The sequence below is a fragment of the Streptomyces sp. NPDC005925 genome, assembly GCF_040638805.1.
Classification (GTDB): Bacteria; Actinomycetota; Actinomycetes; order Streptomycetales; family Streptomycetaceae; genus Streptomyces.
On sequence record NZ_JBEXVL010000007.1, the window covers coordinates 53016 to 71867 of the forward strand.

At 73.5% G+C, this 18852-nt stretch carries 20 protein-coding genes; 7 read left to right on the forward strand and 13 right to left on the reverse strand.

The features are described from left to right. The first annotated feature begins 1 nt into the window (after nucleotide 1). Nucleotides 2-604, forward strand: a complete 603-nt coding sequence (locus ABZ354_RS11660) for an ATP-dependent Clp protease proteolytic subunit (RefSeq protein WP_358655497.1) — start codon at nucleotides 2-4, stop codon at nucleotides 602-604. Nucleotides 605-817: 213 nt separating this feature from the next. Here the strand turns inward: ABZ354_RS11660 and ABZ354_RS11665 are convergent, their stop codons facing one another. Beyond that, entirely contained in the window at nucleotides 818-1246 is a 429-nt protein-coding gene (locus ABZ354_RS11665; protein WP_358655499.1) for a helix-turn-helix transcriptional regulator, read from the reverse strand. A gap of 194 nt (nucleotides 1247-1440) precedes the next feature. Between ABZ354_RS11665 and ABZ354_RS11670 the strand changes: the two genes are divergently transcribed. Next, the gene (locus ABZ354_RS11670) at nucleotides 1441-2328 is read left to right on the forward strand and encodes an RNA polymerase sigma factor SigF (protein ID WP_358655501.1); all 888 of its coding nucleotides are present in this window, start codon (nucleotides 1441-1443) and stop codon (nucleotides 2326-2328) included. 401 nt (nucleotides 2329-2729) lie between these two features. Here the strand turns inward: ABZ354_RS11670 and ABZ354_RS11675 are convergent, their stop codons facing one another. Further along, nucleotides 2730-3182, reverse strand: a complete 453-nt coding sequence (locus ABZ354_RS11675; protein ID WP_358655503.1) for an ATP-binding protein — start codon at nucleotides 3180-3182, stop codon at nucleotides 2730-2732. 212 nt (nucleotides 3183-3394) lie between these two features. On the opposite strand from ABZ354_RS11675, the gene ABZ354_RS11680 reads away from it, so the two are divergent. Then, nucleotides 3395-3985 carry a PRC-barrel domain-containing protein gene (locus tag ABZ354_RS11680; RefSeq protein ID WP_358655504.1) on the forward strand — a complete coding sequence of 197 codons (591 nt, stop codon included), beginning with the start codon at nucleotides 3395-3397 and terminating at the stop codon, nucleotides 3983-3985. Further along, complete coding sequence (locus ABZ354_RS11685) at nucleotides 3985-4404, forward strand: PRC-barrel domain-containing protein (protein WP_358655819.1); 420 nt, start codon at nucleotides 3985-3987, stop codon at nucleotides 4402-4404. The genes ABZ354_RS11680 and ABZ354_RS11685 overlap by 1 nt, the downstream gene beginning before the upstream one ends. 117 nt (nucleotides 4405-4521) lie before the next feature. Here the strand turns inward: ABZ354_RS11685 and ABZ354_RS11690 are convergent, their stop codons facing one another. Beyond that, nucleotides 4522-5709 carry a DUF6777 domain-containing protein gene (locus tag ABZ354_RS11690; RefSeq protein WP_358655506.1) on the reverse strand — a complete coding sequence of 396 codons (1188 nt, stop codon included), beginning with the start codon at nucleotides 5707-5709 and terminating at the stop codon, nucleotides 4522-4524. A 191-nt stretch (nucleotides 5710-5900) separates the two neighbouring features. On the opposite strand from ABZ354_RS11690, the gene ABZ354_RS11695 reads away from it, so the two are divergent. Then, the gene (locus ABZ354_RS11695) at nucleotides 5901-7181 is read left to right on the forward strand and encodes a streptophobe family protein (RefSeq protein ID WP_358655508.1); all 1281 of its coding nucleotides are present in this window, start codon (nucleotides 5901-5903) and stop codon (nucleotides 7179-7181) included. A gap of 48 nt (nucleotides 7182-7229) precedes the next feature. Here the strand turns inward: ABZ354_RS11695 and ABZ354_RS11700 are convergent, their stop codons facing one another. From ABZ354_RS11700 to mgrA, 5 genes are all read right to left on the reverse strand, one after another. Then, nucleotides 7230-8219: a serine/threonine-protein kinase gene (locus ABZ354_RS11700; RefSeq protein WP_358655510.1), complete on the reverse strand. Its 990-nt coding sequence runs from the start codon at nucleotides 8217-8219 to the stop codon at nucleotides 7230-7232. After that, on the reverse strand, nucleotides 8219-8845 hold the full coding sequence (locus tag ABZ354_RS11705; protein WP_358655512.1) for a hypothetical protein: 627 nt from the start codon (nucleotides 8843-8845) through the stop codon (nucleotides 8219-8221). The genes ABZ354_RS11700 and ABZ354_RS11705 overlap by 1 nt, the downstream gene beginning before the upstream one ends. A gap of 6 nt (nucleotides 8846-8851) precedes the next feature. Further along, the gene (locus ABZ354_RS11710) at nucleotides 8852-11191 is read right to left on the reverse strand and encodes an FHA domain-containing protein (protein ID WP_358655514.1); all 2340 of its coding nucleotides are present in this window, start codon (nucleotides 11189-11191) and stop codon (nucleotides 8852-8854) included. Between the two features lie 105 nt (nucleotides 11192-11296). After that, a complete protein-coding gene (locus ABZ354_RS11715; protein ID WP_358655516.1) occupies nucleotides 11297-11707 on the reverse strand; it encodes a hypothetical protein in 411 nt (136 codons plus the stop codon). A gap of 312 nt (nucleotides 11708-12019) precedes the next feature. Further along, entirely contained in the window at nucleotides 12020-13012 is a 993-nt protein-coding gene (mgrA, locus tag ABZ354_RS11720) for an L-glyceraldehyde 3-phosphate reductase (protein ID WP_358655517.1), read from the reverse strand. A gap of 126 nt (nucleotides 13013-13138) precedes the next feature. Here mgrA and ABZ354_RS11725 point away from each other — a divergent pair, with 126 nt between their 5' ends. Then, entirely contained in the window at nucleotides 13139-14059 is a 921-nt protein-coding gene (locus ABZ354_RS11725; RefSeq protein ID WP_358655519.1) for a LysR substrate-binding domain-containing protein, read from the forward strand. A 26-nt stretch (nucleotides 14060-14085) separates the two neighbouring features. Next, entirely contained in the window at nucleotides 14086-14601 is a 516-nt protein-coding gene (locus tag ABZ354_RS11730) for a DinB family protein (RefSeq protein ID WP_358655521.1), read from the forward strand. Here the strand turns inward: ABZ354_RS11730 and ABZ354_RS11735 are convergent. From ABZ354_RS11735 to ABZ354_RS11755, 5 genes are all read right to left on the reverse strand, one after another. After that, the gene (locus ABZ354_RS11735) at nucleotides 14583-15662 is read right to left on the reverse strand and encodes an adenosine deaminase (RefSeq protein ID WP_358655523.1); all 1080 of its coding nucleotides are present in this window, start codon (nucleotides 15660-15662) and stop codon (nucleotides 14583-14585) included. The genes ABZ354_RS11730 and ABZ354_RS11735 overlap by 19 nt on opposite strands. Nucleotides 15663-15705: 43 nt before the next feature. After that, nucleotides 15706-16104 (reverse strand): VOC family protein, encoded by a 399-nt coding sequence (locus tag ABZ354_RS11740; RefSeq protein WP_358655525.1) that lies wholly within the window; start codon nucleotides 16102-16104, stop codon nucleotides 15706-15708. Nucleotides 16105-16324: 220 nt separating this feature from the next. After that, nucleotides 16325-17212 (reverse strand): glycoside hydrolase family 19 protein, encoded by an 888-nt coding sequence (locus tag ABZ354_RS11745; RefSeq protein WP_358655527.1) that lies wholly within the window; start codon nucleotides 17210-17212, stop codon nucleotides 16325-16327. A 283-nt stretch (nucleotides 17213-17495) separates the two neighbouring features. Further along, nucleotides 17496-17777: an SRPBCC domain-containing protein gene (locus ABZ354_RS11750; protein WP_358655529.1), complete on the reverse strand. Its 282-nt coding sequence runs from the start codon at nucleotides 17775-17777 to the stop codon at nucleotides 17496-17498. Between the two features lie 161 nt (nucleotides 17778-17938). After that, nucleotides 17939-18715, reverse strand: coding sequence for a GNAT family N-acetyltransferase (locus tag ABZ354_RS11755; protein WP_358655531.1), 777 nt, complete (start codon nucleotides 18713-18715; stop codon nucleotides 17939-17941). Between the last annotated feature and the right edge of the window lie 137 nt (nucleotides 18716-18852).

Genomic DNA, 18852 nt, shown 5'->3' on the forward strand with positions numbered 1-18852 from the left:
CATGGGGACGTACACGATCCCGAACGTCGTCGAGCGCACCCCGCAGGGCGAGCGGTCCTACGACGTGTTCAGCCGGCTGCTGGCGGAGCGGATCATCTTCCTCGGCACCGAGATCGACGACGGCGTCGCCAACGTCGTCATCGCGCAGCTCCTCCACCTGGAGTCGTCGGCACCGGAGAGCGAGATCGCGATCTACATCAACTCCCCCGGCGGCTCGTTCACGTCACTCATGGCGATCTACGACACGATGACGTTCGTACGGGCGCCGATCTCGACGTTCTGCGTGGGGCAGGCGGCGTCCACGGCGGCCGTGCTGCTGGCCGGCGGGGACCCTGGGCGGCGGTTCGTGCTGGAGCACGCACGCGTGCTGCTCGGACAGCCCGCCAGCGGGGGCCGGCAGGGCACGGTGTCCGACCTCGCGCTGCAGGCCAAGGAGTTGGTGCGGATACGCTCCCAGGTGGAGGAGGTGCTGTCGCGGCACACGGACCACGACATGGCGACGCTGCGCGCGGACATGGACCGCGACAAGGTGTTCACCGCCCAGGAGGCGGTGGCGTACGGGCTGGCCGACGAGGTCTTGAGCCGGCGCCTGCTGCCCGCCTGAGAAGGACGAGACGGCGCCCGCCGGCCGTCAGGGAGGACGGAGCCGTCGCCTGGTGACCGTCAGAGGAGACGGAGCCGACGACCCTGCCCGCCGTCAGAGGAGACGGAGCCGGCGCCCATTGACCGGCTGGGGTGGGGGTCGGCGCCGACGATCCTCTGAGGATGCGGGGGCCGACGCCCGACGAGCCGTTCGAGGCGCCGGCCGGGTGGGTCGTCAGGCGGCCAGGCAGAGTCCGCCGTGGCGCGGGGCGGACAGGGATCGGCCACCGGCCGTGTGCCGTGCGGTGGTCCGGGCGAGTTCGCCGTGCGCCCGCTCCAGCAGGTCGCCGAGGCCCAGGCCGAGGGCGCGGGCGGCGGCCGCGAGGACCTCCGACGAGGCTTCCTTGCGGCCCCGCTCCACCTCCGACAGGTACGGCATGGAGATACGGGCGGCGTCGGCGACGTCCTTCAGCGTGCGTTCCTGGGCGAGGCGTTCCTGGCGCAGGACGTCGCCCACCAGGTCGCGCCAGAGGGGTTCCTTCGGGGCGGGGGCCGAGGGCCTGGGGCGCGGCGGGGCGGGTGACCTCTGCTCGGGCGACCGCGGCTCGGAGGAGGCCGGGCGCAGCGGGATGACGCGGGCGTGGTTCGTCGCTTGGTTGCTCACCCCTCAAGCGTAGAAGTCCTGGTATCCGGGGGACATGGACGTGCGTTCCGCCCTGGGTGAAGCACGGCGCACGGCGCATGTCCCCCTGGTCGCTGCGGAATCGGGGGGCATGTGGCCGCGAAGCCGGGGTACCCGGGCTGGTGGGAACCACCCGGGGCCGACGTCGTCGCCGAGCATTTTCGTAGGGAGAGGCAATGGACACCGCCGTGATCCGGCCGCAGGTACGAGGCGCGGGCAAGGGCGCCGGAACCAGGACGGAAGACGGCGGGCTGCCGGGAATCGAGGACCCGAGGGCCGTGGCGCCGCGTGACGCGCGGGAGTTGTCCCGTCTGTTCTTCCGTCGGCTGGCGGAGGTCGAGGAGGGCACGTACGAGTACCAGTACGCGCGCAACACGCTGATCGAGATGAACATGTCCCTGGTGCGGTTCGCCGCGGGCCGGTTCCGGGGCCGCGGCTACGACATGGAGGACATCGTCCAGACCGGCATGATCGGTCTGATCAAGGCGATCGACCGGTTCGAGCTGGCGCGCGAGGTGGAGTTCACGTCGTTCGCGCTGCCGTACATCGTCGGCGAGATCAAGCGTTTCTTCCGTGACACCACCTGGGCCGTGCACGTGCCGCGCCGGCTGCAGGAACTGCGCGTCGAGCTGGCCAAGGCCCGGGAGGAACTCGCCAGTCGGCTGGACCGCGAACCGACGGTCGCCGAACTGGCCACGCTGCTCAGCATCTCCGAGAACGAGGTCGTGGAGGCGCAGATCGCCGCCAACGGCTACAACTCCTCGTCGCTGGACGCCGCGCTGACCGGCGACGGACCGGAGACCGGCGAGGCCGTCCTCGCCGACTTCATCGGTGTGGAGGAGGACGGGCTGCGGCTCGTGGAGGACGTCCACTCGCTGGCGCCGCTGATGGCCGAGCTCGGCGAACGGGACCGGCAGATCATCCACCTGCGGTTCGTGGAGGAGGCCACCCAGGCGGAGATCGGCGAACGGCTCGGCTGCTCGCAGATGCACGTGTCGCGGCTGATCAAGCGGCTGATCACCCGGCTGCGCGAGGGCCTGCTGGGCGAACTGGGCTGCGCCTGAGGAGCCGCGTCGGGCGGGCCGCCGTCGGCGTGCGGCTGCGCCCGGCGCTTTCCCGCGCCGACGTGTTCGGCCTTCTCGCGCCGCGTCGTCCCACGTCGCGCCTTCTCGCGCCGCGCCGTCCCACGTCGCGCCTTCTCGCGCCGCGCCGTCCCACGTCGGCGCCTCCGGTGGCTCCTTCTGGTGGGGCGCCGTGCCGGGGGTGCGCTTTCCGGTGTGCGAAGGGCTCGCGGGTACCCGCGACGCGTGCAGCGCGAGGCCGGCAGGTCCACTTCCTCTTCCTGACCGGCCGGGTGCCGGACGACGGTCGGCCGCGTACGGACGGGACCGAGGCGCGGGAGCGCGCTCGCGGGCCGGCCGGTCGTCCTCCGGATGTCCTGCCGGACGACACTCGGCTCGCCGACTCAGCCCGCGAACTCCAGCGTGGCGCACACCCGCTTGCCCACCGGAACCCGTTCCACGGCGAGCTGCCGGGTCAGCGCGTGGACGATCTCCAGGCCGTGCATGCCGATCCGCTCGGGGTCGCGCGGGAACCGCCGCGGCAGGGCGGCGCTGCTGTCGTAGACGAGGACCGTCACCGCGGCGTCGGTGCCCTCCAGTTCCAGGATGTACGGGCCGTTGCTGTGCCGGTCGGCGTTGGTGACGAGTTCGCTCACCACGAGGAGCACCTCGTCCTCGCTCCGTTTGTCGACGGTGGCGCACCACTCGGTCCTGAGCTGGTCGAGGAACTGCGCCGCGAAGGCGCGCGCCTCGGCGATGCTCCCGGGCTCCCCGGTGTAGTGCGCCGCGCGCCGAAGCGGTTCCACGGGCACGTCGAAACCAGTCGGTATCACTGTCCCGCCCACGTGCTGGGTCATACGGTTCTCTCTCGGAAGCCGGCCTGGCCGGACACTGCTGCACTTCTGCTCGTACCCCGTGAGGGCCCGGGCAGTCTCCACCTTGCGGACGAGCCTGCCCCCGGGGGCATCTTCGCATCCGCGCGGGGCACCCGGAAAGCACCAGGACCGGCCCCGGACCTGCGTCGTCGTGGCGGGACACGGGCGCGCCGGCCCGGTGGGAAGGGCCTGCGATGGACGAGCTCATGGCCGCGCGAAGCCTGCCGACCCGCCCGGCGGTCACCCTTGCCGGGGACGCCGTCGCGCACATCAGGGAGGCCGTGTTCGACGGCCGCGCCGAGCGGATCGCGGGGTTCACGCTGAGCGGCCTCGGCCTGCTGTCCGGCTCGCTCGAGCACGGACTGCCGTGGTCGGCGGTGCACTCACTGGGCCACGACGCGGTCATGATCGGCGACCTCCGGCAGCTGGTGCGCCCGGACGTCGTCGCCGCGTACGGCGGGCCGCTGCGGGGCCGGATCGTCGGCGCGCGGGTGCGTACGCACGACGGCGACGAGGTCGGCACGGTGCTCGACGTGATCGTGGCGGGCGGCACGAGCGGCCGGGTCGTGGGATTCCGTGTGGCGGTGCGCGGACAGCGGCTGTTCGCGGCGCTGTCCGGGCACCGGCGGCGTGCGGTCTACCTGCCGCGCGGCGGGGCGGTCGCCATGTCCGGGCGGACTCTGCTGGTGGAGTCCGGCGTGCGCCGTTTCACGGCGGACGACCTGGCGTCCTTCGCCGTGCGGGTTGCCGCGTTCCACCAGTCGCGGAAGGACTCGCCGTCGTGATGCTGTTCTCGCAGGTGGGCGGCCTGCCCGTGCGGGGGCCGGACGGGCAGGCCGAGCTGACCGAGGTGGGTGTGCTGCGGGCGCTGACCGTCGACGCGGCCTCCGCACGGGTGACGCATCTGCGGGTCCGCGCGGGCGTGTTCGGGAAGCTGGTCCTGCCCTGGCCGGTGCTGCGGTCCTTCGGTCCCGAGGGTGTGGTCGTGGGCTCCCTTCACTTCCCCGGCCCGGCGCCGCCGCACCACGACATCCTTCACCGGCGGATCCTCACCGACGCGGGTGACCGGTACGGCACGGTTCTGGACGTGGCGTTCGACCAGGTCACCGGTCGTGTCGAGGCGGTCTTCACGACCCTCGGCGAGGTGTCGCCGCGCCGGCTCCTCGGACTCGGCGACTACGCCCTGGTCGTCCTCAAGGGCTGAGGCGGCGCCCGTCGCGGCGGACCGGTCCCGGCGCACACGGCCCCCGGCCGCCGAACCGGACCGTCATGCCGCCGGGGAGGAGGTGTCGGGCTGCTGCTCGCCGGAGACGGGTGCCGACTACGGGGGCGTGCCGGGCGCGGGTCCGGAACCGGGCGGCGAGTCCTGAGGCGGAGGTGGCTCGGACGTCGGCGCGCCGGGCGACTCGGGCCGGGAAGCGGGCGGCTCCGGGGTGGCAGTTCGGTCGGCCGGCGGGGAGGTCCCGTCGTCCCGGGTGGCCGGCGAGGACGGTGGGGTGACACCCGCCGACGGGGTGGGCCGGGCGGGGGGCACGGTCTCTCGGTCCCTGTGTCCGGTGTCGCTCCGGTGCCGGGTGAACCAGGCGCCGTGCTCGGCGTCGTACACGACGAAGGACTCCACGGGCTGCTTCGCCGGGGAGACGGCGACGACGTTCGACGGGTCGTACGACGGCCAGGAGTCGCCGGTCCGGCGCGGGGTGCCCTGCTGGGCGACGGGCGGGGTCAGCGGATTGCCGCAGGCGCAGCGCACCCGGGGCTCGCCGTGGTCGTCGATGAGCACGGCGGTGCCCGCCTGGAGGACGGCCTGGTAGCCGGTGGCGGCACCGTCGCGGTATCCGTGATTGGTGACGCGGGTGTCCACGCGCAGTCGCACGGGGGTGAGGGAACGCAGATGGGCCGGTACGCCGGAGGGCGCGACACGGGCGACGGAGGCGAACGCCTCGTTCTTCGCCGGGGTGGCGCGCAGGGCCCTGATCTGCTTCTCGACGTCGCAACTGGCCACGTCGCGCGTGCCGCCGTAGAGGCCGGGGGTTGCGCCGTCCACGCCGCGCACCGCGTTCGCGGAGGGCGACGTGGCCGTCGGGGGCGGGGTGGCGGGCGGCGCCGAGGCGTTCTTGGCCGTCGATGCGGTGAACGGGTCGGGGCCGGACTTGCCCGCCGGCTGGAGGAAGATCTCACCGCCGGTCTCCGGGCCGCCGCCGGGGCGGCTGAGCACCAGGGCGACGACGACGGCCGTGACGACGGCTGCGACGACGGCCGCCACCCGGGGCACGGACCGCCACCACGGCGGGCCGGACCCGGACGGCCCGCGCCGGGCCCCGCCCGACGACGGCGGCGGCCCGGAAGGCGGTGGCCCGGAGGGGGGCGGGGGCGACGGCGGTCCGGACGACGAGGGGGGCGGGGGCGACGGCGTCTCGGACGACGGCCTCCCGGGGCCACGGGAAGGACCGGACAGCGGGCCGGAGGGCGGCCCCGTGGGGCTGCCGGATGACGGCGGTTCGTCGCTCATCGAGCTCTTCTTCCCGCGTGGGTCCGTGCGGCTCCTCGCGTGTTCTCATCCGATCCGGGCAGATGCGCACAGATCCAGCCGCCTCGTGCGCAACAGTGTCATTGTGTGCCCGCGTCCCGTGCCGCCCGCAAGCCGACGCGGACGGCGGAGCCCGGCGGGCACGCCTCGCGGCCGCTGCCTAGCGTGGCAGCGTGAGCTCGCCCTCCCCCTCCCGGCCGGCCGTCGACGCCCGTCACGGCTGGCCGCAGGCCGTCGCCACCGTGCTGGCCGGACTGGTCGCCATGGCCGCGGTCGCGGCGCTGGGGCTGTGGGCCGCCGGCGCCGGCGGGCTCCCGGGCAACGCGTTCTGGCGGGTGGTCGCCGCGACTCTCGTGACGGCGGTGGGCGGCGGCGTGAAGATGTCGGGGGACGTCGGCGGGCTCGCCGGCACGTCGGCCGGGCTGACCGTGATCCCGCTGTCGGTCACCCTGACGGGGGCTCTCGTGGTCGCGGCGGGTTTCCTGCGCCCACTGCGGCACCGTGCGGTCGCGGGCGCGCGGGAGCTGGCGGGCTGGGCGGGGCGGATCGCCGCCCTGTGGGTCCTGGTCCTCCTGGCGACGGCCCTGGCCGCGCGCCACACGTTCGAGGTGTCCTTGGGCGAGGGCGCCGCGGCCGACGTGGGCGAGTTGTTCGGAGGGTCGCCGAGGGTCGGGTTCCGCGCCGACGTGCCGCCGACGCTGCTGTTCGGGCTGCTGTGGCTGGCGGGTGTCCTGGTGCTGGCCATGCTGGTGGCCCACGGCGCCCCGCTGCCCGGCCGGCTGCTGCGCTTCGCGGCGGCGGTGCGGCCGGCGGCGTACGCGATGGTCGTCCTGCTGCTGACGTACGTGGCGCTGGGTGTCGTCGTCGGCCTGGTCGTCGCGGCGACGCGGGGGCACCCGGCGGAGACCTTCGCGGTGCTGCTGCTCGGCGTGCCGAACCTGGTGTGGCTCGCGCTCACGCTCGGCCTGGGCGCCACCTGGGACGGCAGGGTGGAGGGCCCGTTCGGGCTGCCGATGCCGAGGGTGCTGGACGAGGTGCTGCGCGTGCCCGACGTCGGGACTCTGAACGTCGGCACGCTCGCCGAGCAGGACGGCCGCGCGTGGTGGCTCGTGGTCGTCGCCGGGGTGCTGGTGCCGGCCGCCGGGTTCCTGATGGCGACGCGGTCTCCGGCCCGTACGCGCCCGTGGCAGCACGCGGTGCACCTGGCCGCCGCGCTCGCCCTCACCGTGCTGACGGTCTGCCTCATGGCCCGGATCACCGCGCACTTCGGCCTGTCCGTGCTCGGCATCGGCGACCTCGGCGGCGGGACGGCCGGCGACCTGTTCCTGCGGCCCCGCCTGTGGACGGCCGTCGGCGTCGCCCTCCTGTGGGGCCTGGCCGCCGGCTTCCTGGGCGGTCTGCTGGCGCGCCCGGTACGCCGCCGCGGCGAGGTGGCCGCCGAACCGGACGGCTGAGCCGCCGCACGGCACGGCACGGCACGGCACGGCACGGCACCGAGTGACCTACGCCCCGGAACGGAACACCGGCCCCGCCCAGCGGGGTGGACGCGCCGGGCGGTCGGGCGGCGCCGTGGCCCTCAGGTCGGCGCGCGTCCGGGGATGGTCCGTCGCGGCGGCGCCGGTCAGGGCTGTGCGCAGGGCGGCGACGAAGGCCAGGCAGGAGTCGTGGCGGTCGTCGGGGCTCTTGGCGAGTGCCCGGCCGAAGACGGCGTCGACCTGCCGGGCCAGCCCGGGCCGGGCAGCCGTCAGCGGTGGCGGCTCGTCGTACTGGTGTGCCCACAGCAGGGCCATGTCGTCGTCACGGCGGAACGGCGGGTGCCCGGCGAGGGTTTCGTACACGACGCACGCGAAGGCGTAGACGTCGCAGCGGGCGTCGACCGGGCGGCCGGAGATCTGCTCGGGCGCCACGTAGTCGAGCGTGCCGACGAACTGCCCGGCCGTGGTGAACCCGGTCAGTGACAGGGACTTCTTCGTCAGGCCGAAGTCGGTGAGGTAGACGTGCTCGGGGTGGTCGCTGTCGGTGCCGCGCGACACGAGGATGTTGCCCGGTTTCACGTCCCGGTGGACCAGCCCGTGGGCGTGCGCGGCGTCGAGGGCGGAGGCGACCTGGGTGGCGATGCGTACGACCGCGGCGGGCGGCAGCGGGCCCTGCCGGTCGAGGAGATGACGCAGGTCGCTGCCCGCGACGTAGCGCATCGCGATGTACAGGAGGCCGTCCGTCTCGCCCGCCTCGAAGACGGGCACGATGTGCGGGTGGTCGATGGCGGCGGCGACCCGGGACTCGTGGGTGAAGCGGCGCCGGAAGGTGTCGTTGCGGGCGAGCTCGGGGGCGAGCAGCTTGAGGGCGACCGTCCGGTCCAGCCGGAGGTCGCGGGCCCGGTAGACGACGGCCATGCCGCCGCGGCCGATCTCGGCCTCGACGCGGTATTCCGCGATCTGCCGCCCCACCAGTTCGGAGGGCCGGCCGGCGAAACCACCGGTGTCGTCGGGCATCAGCGGTCGCCGCCACCGTCACGGTCACCGCCGGGCGTCACGACCCGGGTGGGGACGTGCCCCTGACCGGCCGGCGGCGGGGGCGTCCCGTCCGGGGTCTCGGCGCGGAATCCGCCGTCGGCGGCGTGCGAGGTCTCGGCCCGGGGCCCGTCGTCCGTGGCGTACGGAAGAAGGCGGGTGCCGTCCGTGTACACCCAGCGGGCGTGGTCGCTGTCGTACAGCCAGACGGACTCCCCGTCGGCGACGACGCCGATGCGCAGGCCGCGGGTACGGGCACGGAAGGCCTCCCCGTCGAGGGCGCCGGAGGCGAGTTCCCCGACGGCGGCGGCGTAGCGGGTCAGGGCCTGTTCGGCGCGGGCCAGCAGCGGGCGCGGGTCGGCGGTGCGGGCGAGCGGGGCATCGGCGGCGGGCGGGTCCTGCGGAACGGCGAGCAGCAGGCGGCCGTCGACCCACGCCGACCAGCCGTTGGAGCACAGGACATGTCCCCAGTCGCCCTGGCGTTCCAGGAGCTCGACGGGCAGCAGCGGGTCGAGCGGCACGGTGGAGCGGGCCGGGTCGGGCGCGTCCCAGGCGGGCATGCCGTCGGGCGGGACGACGTGCGTGGGCCGGAAGCCGGGGGTCGTCATGCGCGCCTACTTCCGCATCACCGCGGGTTCGTGCCGCCGCAGCAGCCGCGAGACCAGGAAGGCGAGGAGGGCCGACAGCACGACCAGCATGCCCACGTTCAGCAGCCACACCCCCGCCGTGTGCCGGAACAACGGGTCGGCGGTCAGTTCGCCGGGCACGGTCCGCGCCAGACCCACCGTGCCGGCCATCGCGCCGAGCGCCCACCGCGACGGCACCAGCCACGACAGCTGTTCCAGGCCGGGCACGCCGTCCAGCTTCAGCAGGGCGCCGCAGAACACCACCTGGACGATGGCGAGGAGCACGAGCAGCGGCATCGTGACCTCCTCCTTGCGCACCAGCGCGGACACCAGCAGGCCGAGCATCATCGCCGTGAACGCGAGCAGCGCGACGGCGACGGTGATCTCCACGAGCGGTGGCAGCAGTACGCCGCTGTCATCTGGGGCGTTGAGATCCACTCCGAGCAGGGCGACCAGGGTGAGCACCACGGCCTGGAGCACGGTGATCGCGCCGAGCACGACCACCTTGGACAGCAGGTACGCGGATCTGGACAGGCCGACGGCCCTCTCCCGCTGGTAGATCACCCGTTCCTTGACGAGTTCCCGTACGGCGTTGGCCGCGCCCGTGAGTACGCCGCCGACGCAGAGGATCAGCAGCGCGTTCATCGCCGTCTCCCGCGTCAGGGCGCCGCCGGCCAGGGCGCGGGCCATGGCGCCCATCACGAACGGCAGCGCGACCATGATGGCGAGGAAGGTGCGGTCGGCGCCGAGCGCGGTGGTGTACCGGCGCACCAGCGTGCCGAGTTGGGCGGCGCGGCTGCGGGGCCGGGGCGGCGGGGCGACGACGACGGGTCCGGGGGACGGCAGGTCGGGCTGCGCCGAGGCGTCGGCCACGTACCGGCGGTGCTGCGGCGACTGGGCGTAGTCGCCCGCCCAGTCGCGGGCGGCGTCCCGCTCGAACGCCTCGAACGCCTCCGGCCACTGCTCGAAGGCGAAGAACTCGAGGGCCTCCGCGGGCGGGCCGTAGTAGGCGACCTGGCCGCCGGGTGCCAGGACGAGCAGCCGGTCGCACACGTCGAGGCTGAGGACGCTGTGGGTGACGACGATGACGGTGCGGGCGTCGTCGGCGAGGCCGCGCAGCATGTGCATCACCGAGCGGTCCATGCCGGGGTCGAGGCCGGAGGTCGGCTCGTCCAGGAACAGCAGCGACGGCTTGGTGAGCAGTTCCAGTGCGACGCTGACCCGTTTGCGCTGCCCGCCGGACAGACTGTGCACGGGCTGTGCGGCGCGCTGTTCCAGGCCGAGTTCGCGGATCACCTCGTCGACGCGGGCGCGGCGCTCGGTCTTGGCGGTGTCCTGCGGGAAGCGCAGTTCGGCGGCGTAGGTGAGGGCGGCGCGGACGGTGAGCTGGGCGTGCAGGATGTCGTCCTGCGGGACGAGTCCGATGCGCTGGCGCAGCTCGGCGTAGTCGCGGTAGAGGTCGCGGCCGTCGTAGACGACGGTGCCGTGGCCGGCGGGACGCTGGCCGGTGAGTGCGCCGAGCAGGGTGGACTTGCCGGCGCCGCTCGGGCCGACGACGGCGAGCAGGCACCTCTCCCCCACGGGGAACGACACGTGGTCGAGCAGCGTCTTGCGCCCGCGGTCCACGGCGACGGTGAGGTCCTGTACGTCGAGGGAGATCTCGCCGGTGTCGACGTACTGCTGGAGGGTGTCGCCGACGAGGCAGAACGCGGAGTGGCCGATGCCGACGATGTCGCCGGGGCCGATGGGGGCGGCGGTGACGGGCCGGCCGTTGAGGTAGGTGCCGTTGTGGCTGCCGAGGTCGGCGATCTCGTACGTGCCGTCCGCCAGGGCGCGCAGTGCGGCGTGGCGGCGGGAGACGACCAGGTCGTCCACGACGAGGTCGTTGTCGGGGGCGCGGCCGATGCGGACGGTGCGGGTGGGCAGCGGCCGTACGGTGGTGGGCTGCCGGTAGGTGCCGGTGCCCGCCGGGTTCGCCACGGCGGACGGGCGTTTTGGTGGTGGGCGCGTCCGGGTGAGGAGTTCGGCGCGGGGGCCGTCGGCGGGGCTGCCGAAGCGGATGACGCTGCCGGCGCCCACGTCCCGGTGCTCCACGCGGCGGCCGTCCGCATAGGTGCCGTTGGTGCTGTGTTCGTCCTCGATCGTCCAGTGCCCGTCCGCGGGGCGCAGCACGGCGTGGTGCCAGCTGACCCGGGCGTCGTCGATGACGATGTCGCTCAGCGGGTCGCGGCCCACGTGGTAGTCGCGGCCCGGGGCCATCACCGTCGAGCCCGTGGCGGTCTCCAGGACGAGTTCGGGCGCGCTCGGCGCGAACGGCCGCTCAGCCATGACTGGATTCTACCGATTCGCCCAGATGTACGCCCGATGAGCGGGACGCGACAGGCGACAGAAGGGGTGACGGCCGGCGGGCGACGCTCGATGATCAGCGGGGGTTCAGCCCACGGGCACGATCAGCGCCGGTATGGTCCGCTGCATGCGCAGGGCGTCCACGGACTCGGCGAGCAGTTCGTACTCGGTGGTGTCGTCGCCGGTGGCGATGCGGATCAGCCGCCCGGCGGCCAACTCGTCGGCGATCAGTTCCTGTTGTGCGACGTCGCCGCACCAGGCCCGCAGCACGGCGGGTACGTCCGGCACCGTGGGGGCGACGGGGACGAGCGCCCCCGACGGTAAGTGCTCCGTGTCGGGACGGGGGTCGAGGCGGTCGGCGATCCAGCAGGCCCGGTCCCGCAGCCACCACAGGGCCAGTGCCAGTGTGGGTGCGCGGTAGGTGCCCAACGGGACACCGATGCGCCTGCCGTCGCAGACTCCGTACGCGGTGACATGGCACAGGAACTCGTTGTGCACGTACCCTCCCCCGTCGCAGCGCTCACCTGCCGGGTCGGGCCCGCTGTCCGTGGGGCCGGTGTGCTGCGCGTCCTCTTGCCGTGGGCTCGTGTGCTGTGCGTGAGGGCGCTGTCGCGGGGTGTGAAGCGCTCTCACAACCGAGTATGTTCACTGCTGAACCACTGTCACCACACCTTTCCGGCCAGTCTGGGCACATATTCACCCACGATCCTGACCGAAACCACACGTCGGGGTCGCCATACCCCAAATCGCTCACGGGGAGTGAGGCTCAGGGGGGAGCAACTCGGTCAGGAGCCGCTCCCCCGGCCCACGTCAGGCGCGTACCAGCGCGTCGATGCGAGCGAGCTCGTCCGCGTCGAACTCCAGGTTGCGGATCGCGGCGACACTGTCCTCCAGTTGCCCCGCGCTGCTCGCGCCGACCAGGGCGGAGGTGACCCGGCCGCCGCGCAGCACCCACGCCAGCGCCATCTGCGCCAGGGACTGGCCGCGGGAGCGCGCGAGGTCGTTCAGCGCACGCAGCCGCTCCACCAGTTCCCCGGTGACCGCGTCGGAGTTCAGGAAGGGGCTGTCGCTCGCGGCACGGGAGTCCTCGGGGATGCCGTCCAGGTAGCGGCCGGTGAGCAGGCCCTGCTCCAGCGGCGAGTAGGCGATGGAGCCGACCTGGAGTTCGTCCAGCGCGTCGAGCAGGCCCTCACCCTCGGGGCGCCGGTCGAGCATCGAGTAGCGCGGCTGGTGGATGAGGAGCGGGGTGCCCAGTTCGCCGAGGATGCGGGCGGCCTCACGGGTCTGCTCGGCGGAGTAGTTGGAGACGCCGACGTAGAGGGCCTTGCCCTGCTGCACCGCGGTGTGCAGGGCGCCCATCGTCTCCTCCAGGGGAGTGTCCGGGTCGGGGCGGTGCGAGTAGAAGATGTCGACATGATCCAGGCCCATGCGCGTCAGGCTCTGGTCGAGCGACGACAGCAGGTACTTGCGCGAGCCCCATTCGCCGTACGGGCCCGGCCACATCAGGTAGCCGGCCTTGGTGGAGATCACCAGTTCGTCGCGGTACGACGCGAAGTCGTCGCGCAGGGCCTCGCCGAAGGCGGACTCGGCGGCACCGGGCGGCGGGCCGTAGTTGTTGGCCAGATCGAAGTGCGTGACACCCAGGTCGAAGGCGCGGCGCAGGATGGCGCGCTGGGTCCGGACCGGCCGGTCGGGGCCGAAGTTGTGCCACAGGCCGAGCGAGAGCGCGGGGAGTTTGAGGCCGCTGCGTCCGGTGCGCCGGTAGGGCATGTCCGCGTAGCGGTCGGGGTGTGCGGTGTACAACGCGACTCCAGGGGGGTTGGCACAGGCGTGCCGGGGCTTGTCGGACCAAGTCCCACTCTCGCGCGACCTGCGGGCAGTGGTCCAACAGAAGAATCCGATGAGATTCAGCGGTTACGCTTCTCAATCGTGGAACTGCGCCATCTCCAGCACTTCGTGGCCGTCGCCGAGGACCAGCATTTCACCCGGGCGGCGGAGCGGCTGCTGGTCTCCCAGTCCGGCCTGTCGGCGTCCATCCGGGCCCTGGAGCGGGAGCTTCAGACACCGCTCTTCGTGCGGACGACCCGCCGGGTGACCCTGACGGAGGCCGGGCGGGCGCTGCTGGGCGAGGCGCAGCGCATCCTCGCGCAGGTGCGGGCGGCGCACGAGGCGGTCGCCGCGGTGCAGGGCGTGCTGCGCGGCACGCTGTCGCTGGGCACCGAGCAGTGCATCGCCGGTGTCGACGTGGCGGGCCTGCTGGCCGCGTTCCGGCGCCGCCACCCGGACGTGGAGATCCGGCTGCGGCAGGCGGGTTCGGGGGAACTCGCCGAGGAGGTCACGGCCGGCCGGCTGGACCTCGCCTTCGCCTACCGCACCCGGGCCGACACCGACCAGTTGCGCTCCGCGCCGCTGACCAGCGAACCGATGACCGTGCTGTGCCACCCGGGGCACCGCCTGGCGGCCGACGGGGCGGCGCTGACCCCGCACGACCTGGCCGGCGAGGTCTTCGTCGACTTCCACCCCGACTGGGGGCCGCGCCGCGTCACCGACACCGCGTTCGCGGCGGCCGGGGTCCGGCGGACGGTCGCACTGGAGGTGAACGACGTGCACGGCCTGCTGGATCTGATCGGCGAGGACCTCGGCATCGCCGTCGTACCCCGGCACTTCCGGCACAAGCGCACCGCCCTCGCCTCGCTGCCGCTGAGGGCCGCAGGCGACGCCGGGTACGAGACGATCGCGCTGCTCCCGCCGCCCCAGGCCACCAGCCCGGCGGCCAGGGCGCTGATGGCCCTGCTGGCGGCCGACGGCTCCGCGGGAGCCGATGGCCCCGCGGGAAAGGTGAGCGCCTGAGCGCGGGCTGAGCGATGGTGGACGGTATGCATGCCAAGGACATCCTCATCGAGGCGCACGGCCGCATCCGGGACGAGGTCCACGCCGCCGTCGAGGACCTCGGGTCCGACGCCCTCAACGCCCGCCCCGCCGACGGGGCGAACCCGATCGCCTGGCTGATCTGGCATCTCACCCGCGTCCAGGACGACCACGTCGCCGATGCCTTCGGGCTCGACCAGGTGTGGCTGAGCGGGGACTGGACCGGGCGCTTCGGCCTCGGTCTGCCCCGCCGCGACACCGGGTACGGGCACAGCGCCGCGAAGGTGGCGAAGGTGCGGGTGGACTCCGCCGGCCTCCTGACCGGGTACTACGACGCCGTGCACGACCAGACCGTCGGGGCGCTGCGCGAGCTGACCGCCAAGGATCTGGAGCGCGTGGTGGACGAGGGCTGGGACCCGCCGGTCACCCTCGGGGTCCGGCTGGTGAGCGTCCTGTCCGACGATCTCCAGCACGCCGGACAGGCCGCCTACCTGCGGGGACTGCTTCAGACCAGGTCGGCGTAGCCCGGCAGGACCACGTCGGTGATGAGGGCGTTGCGCTCGTCGAACGGGATGAAGGCGCTCTTGAGGGCGTTCACCGTGACCGTGCGCAGGTCCTCGGCCGTCCAGCCCGCCTGCTCGACGAGCAGGGACATCTCACGGGTCATGGTCGTGCCGGACACCAGCCGGTTGTCCGTGTTGAGGGTGACGCGGAAGCCGAGGTTTTTCAGCGCGGTGATGGGGTGCTCGGCGACGGAGGTCGCGGCGCCCGTCTGCAGGTTGGACGTCGGGCACATCTCCAGCGCGACACGGCGGTCGCGGATCCAGCCGGCGAGGCGGCCGAGCTTGTTCCCCGCGAGGTCGGGGATGTCGTCGGTGATGCGCACGCCGTGCCCGATGCGCTGGGCGCCGCACACCTGAAGGGCCTGGTGGATGCTGGGCAGGCCGTGGGCCTCCCCGGCGTGGATGGTGAACGGCACGTTCTCGCGGCGCAGGTACTCGAAGGCGTCGAGGTGGTCGGCGGGCGGGAACCCGTCCTCGGCGCCGGCGATGTCGAAGCCGACGACCCCCGCGTCCCGGAAGGCGACGGCCAGGTCGGCCGCCTCGCGCACCCGGTCGAACATGCGCATGCCGCACAGCAGCGTGCCGACCCGGACGGGCGTGCCCGCGGCCGCCGCCTTGACCATGCCCGCGGCCAGGCCCTCCTGCACGGTCTCCACGACCTCGGGGAGGCTCAGCCCGCCCCGCAGCATCAGCTCGGGGGCGTAGCGCACCTCCCCGTAGACGACGCCGTCGGCGGCCAGGTCGAGGACGTACTCCTCGGCGGTGCGCAGCAGGCCCTCGCGGGTCTGCATGACGGCGAGGGTGTGCTCGAAGGTGGCGATGTAGCGGACCAGGTCGCCGGAGTTCGCGGCCTCGACGTACCAGGCGGCCAGCTCGTCCGGATCGGTGGTGGGCAGGGTGTGGCCGACCGGTTCCGCGAGCTCGACGAGGGTGGCGGGGCGCAGGCCGCCGTCGAGGTGGTCGTGCAGGACCGCCTTGGGCAGGCGGCGGAGGACGTCGGCGTCTATGCGCGTAGCGTTCATGTGCGGTGTTTCCTCGGGGATGGTGCGGGGCGGGGCGGTGGTGTTACGCGGCGGCGGGCTGGAGCAGGTCCCAGCGGTTGCCGTACAGGTCCTGGAAGACGGCCACCGTGCCGTACGGCTCGTGGCGCGGCTCTTCGAGGAAGCTCACGCCGGCGGCGAGCATACGGGCGTGGTCGCGGGCGAAGTCGTCGGTGTGCAGGAAGAAGCCGACCCGCCCGCCGGTCTGGTCGCCGACCCTGTCCCGCTGCGCCTCGCCCCGGGCGCGGGCGAGCAGCAGGTCGGTGCCGGACCCGTCGCCGGATCCGGCCCGCACGACGACCCAGCGGGAGCCGTCGGGGCGCGGCGCGTCCTCGACGAGCCGGAACCCGAGGGCCCCGGTGTAGAAACGGATCGCCTCGTCGTAGTCGCCGACGACGAGGGTGACCAGGGCGATACGACGCATGGGGACCTTTCGGGCAGTGCGGTTGACGGGTGAGGTTATACGTAAAACTCGTCGCACGCCAGTCCGAATCTCGTGACCGTCGGTGGTTCGGGGCCGCAGCACCGGGCGGGCCGGAACCTGAGGGCGAGCGCCGGCCCGGCTGCGCGCACACCTGCCCGCAACAGGGGAAGGCGGCGCCTCCCGTCCTGCGCGGGAGGCGCCGCCTGGGCGTGCGGGGGGGTCAGCAGTAGAGGCTGCCGCCCGGGTCGACGCCGAGGATCTGCGCGAACCGCCGGTAGCTGTCCACGCGGCTCTGCACCTGCGCCGGGTTCTTGCCGTCGCACTCCAGCGAGCCGTTGATGGAGCGGATGGTCTGACCGAAGCCCGCTCCGTTGACCATGGCGTTGTGCGGGGTCATGGTGCCGGGGCCGGTCTGGGTGTTCCAGTACCACAGGCCGGTCTTCCAGGCGACGGCCGAGTCGCGCTCGACGAGCCAGGGGTTGTTCAGCAGGTCGATGCCGAGCGCGTCGCCCGCGGCCTTGTAGTTGAAGTTCCAGCTGAGCTGGATCGGGCCGCGGCCGTAGTAGGCGGCCTGTCCTGCCGGGCAGCCGTAGGGCTGGCTCCAGTCGCAGTAGTGCGGGTAGTTGGCCTGGTTCTGCTCGACCACGTACACCAGGCCGCCGGTCTCGTGGCTGACGTTGGCGAGGAAGGCGGCGGCCTCCTGCTTCTTGGTGGTGTCGCTGCCGGTGTTCGCGAAGCCGGGGTAGGCGCTCAGCGCGGCGGTGAGCCCGCTGTAGGTGTAGAAGCCGTTCCGGCCCGGGAACATCTGGTTGAACTGCGCCTCGCTGACCACGAAGTCGCCGACCGGGGTCTGGCCGCCGTCGCAGGCGTACGGCTCCCAGTACCAGGTGCTGATGGTCGGGTCGTAGCCCGGGTTGTCGTGCTCGGCGATGTACGCCTTGCCGTCGGTGTAGCGGACGACGTCACCGGTGGCGTAGGACTTGCCGGCCACCCAGTTCGGGTAGCTCGAACAGGCCGCGGCCGATGCCGGGGTGGCCGGCAGGAGCACCGGAGCGGCGCTCGAGATGATCAGAGCGGCCAGAAGAGCGGATGTGCGGCGCCTCGACACAGGGTCAACTCCTTCGCGGAGCAGGGCCGTTCCCGGCACGGGGCGGCCCGCGGCGGAGCCTGGCGCGGCTCACACCGGCGGGCTGCCCCGGCGTGGGGGCGGCCGGGTGGGGGGTGTGGAGCCACACTCAACCGCGTTGGTCTGTACCAGTCAAGGGTGTAGACCAGTCAGAGACCGGCCAGATACCCGACCCCTCTGCCCGTGACGGCTGTTGACCAGCCGGTTCGACGCTCCGCGGCGTGGAACTCATCCCGCGAGGAGCACGCCCCTCTGCCGCGCACCCTCAGTCGCCGGGCACCGACCAGGGTTCCTGCGGCAGCGGGCTGCCGGTCTCCAGCAGCGACGTGAGGTGGGACAGCACGGGCGCCCAGCCCGTCGCGGCGTCGGCGCGGTCGCGCTCGTCGGCGAGGTTCTCGTGGGTGACGGTCAGGCGGACGATGTCGCCGTGCGGCCGGATGCCGAAGGTGACGCGGGAGTGCCGGTCCTTGTCCGCCTCGCGCGCCGGTTCGGCCCAGGTCGTGACGAGCCGGGTGGGCCGTTCGCTCACCTCGACCGTGCCGGTCACGTCGGCGGTCCCGGAGCCGTCCGTCCGGACGTGCGCCCAGCGGGAGCCCGCCGGTCGGGCGACTCGTTGCGGTGGCCCCAGCGAATCCCTGCATGTCAAGCTGATGACGGGTGCCACCTGCCGATTCACACAGGTGCGCCGGACCGACGACGAGCCTGCGGCTACGGTGCGTACACGTACGGCGTAGTCGTGGTCAGTGACGCGAAGCCGAGGCGGTGGAGGATCGGGCGGGACTCGTCGGACGCGTCGACCTGGAGGTAGCGGTGACCGCGGCGCGAAGCGGCCCGGGCCCGGTGGGCGACCAGGGCGCGGTAGATGCCGCGCCCGCGCCAGGCCGGTACGGTGCCGCCGCCCCACAGGCCCGCGAAGGGGGTGCCCGGCACGAGTTCCATGCGGGCCGCGCTCACCGGCACCCCGCCGGCCAGCGCCACGACGGCCACGACGGTGCCCGGGTCGGCCGCCAGCCGGGCGAGCAGCTGGTCGCGCAGCCACGCACTGTCGGTACCGAACGCCTCGTGATGCACCTCGGCCACCAGACCGGCGCCCGCCGCGTCGGTGACGGGCAGGACACGGACCCCGTCGGGCAACTCCGGGCCGGGGTGCAGGCGGGCGGCCTCGCCGACCATGAGGGTCTCCACCGGGCCGGGGACGAAGCCGGCGCGGGTCAGGCGCCGTCCGAGGCCGGCGGGGCGGTCGTGGCCGTACACCTTCCACTCGAACTCGCGGCGGAGCCGGGTGAAGTGCGCGATCTGCCCGGCGATCGCCGCGTCGGCGCCCGCCGCGTCCAGGCGGGACCACAGCACGCCGTTCCAGCCGTGCGCGGGAGCGGTCTGGCGCACCACGTTCCCGCACCGCTCCACGTGGGCGCCGGGAGCGTCGGGCCGCGCCTGTTCACGCAGGTCACGGTCGACGAGGGCGAGCAGCTCGGTGGGATCCATCGGCCCAGTGCAGCAGGCGGGTGCGGTGCGCCGCAACGGGATTCGCAGGTGGTGACCGCGGGCTCGGCCCACCGCGAGGAACCGGCGCCGCGGCACGGCGACCGGATGCGGCGATTGGCCACGGCGACCGGATGCGG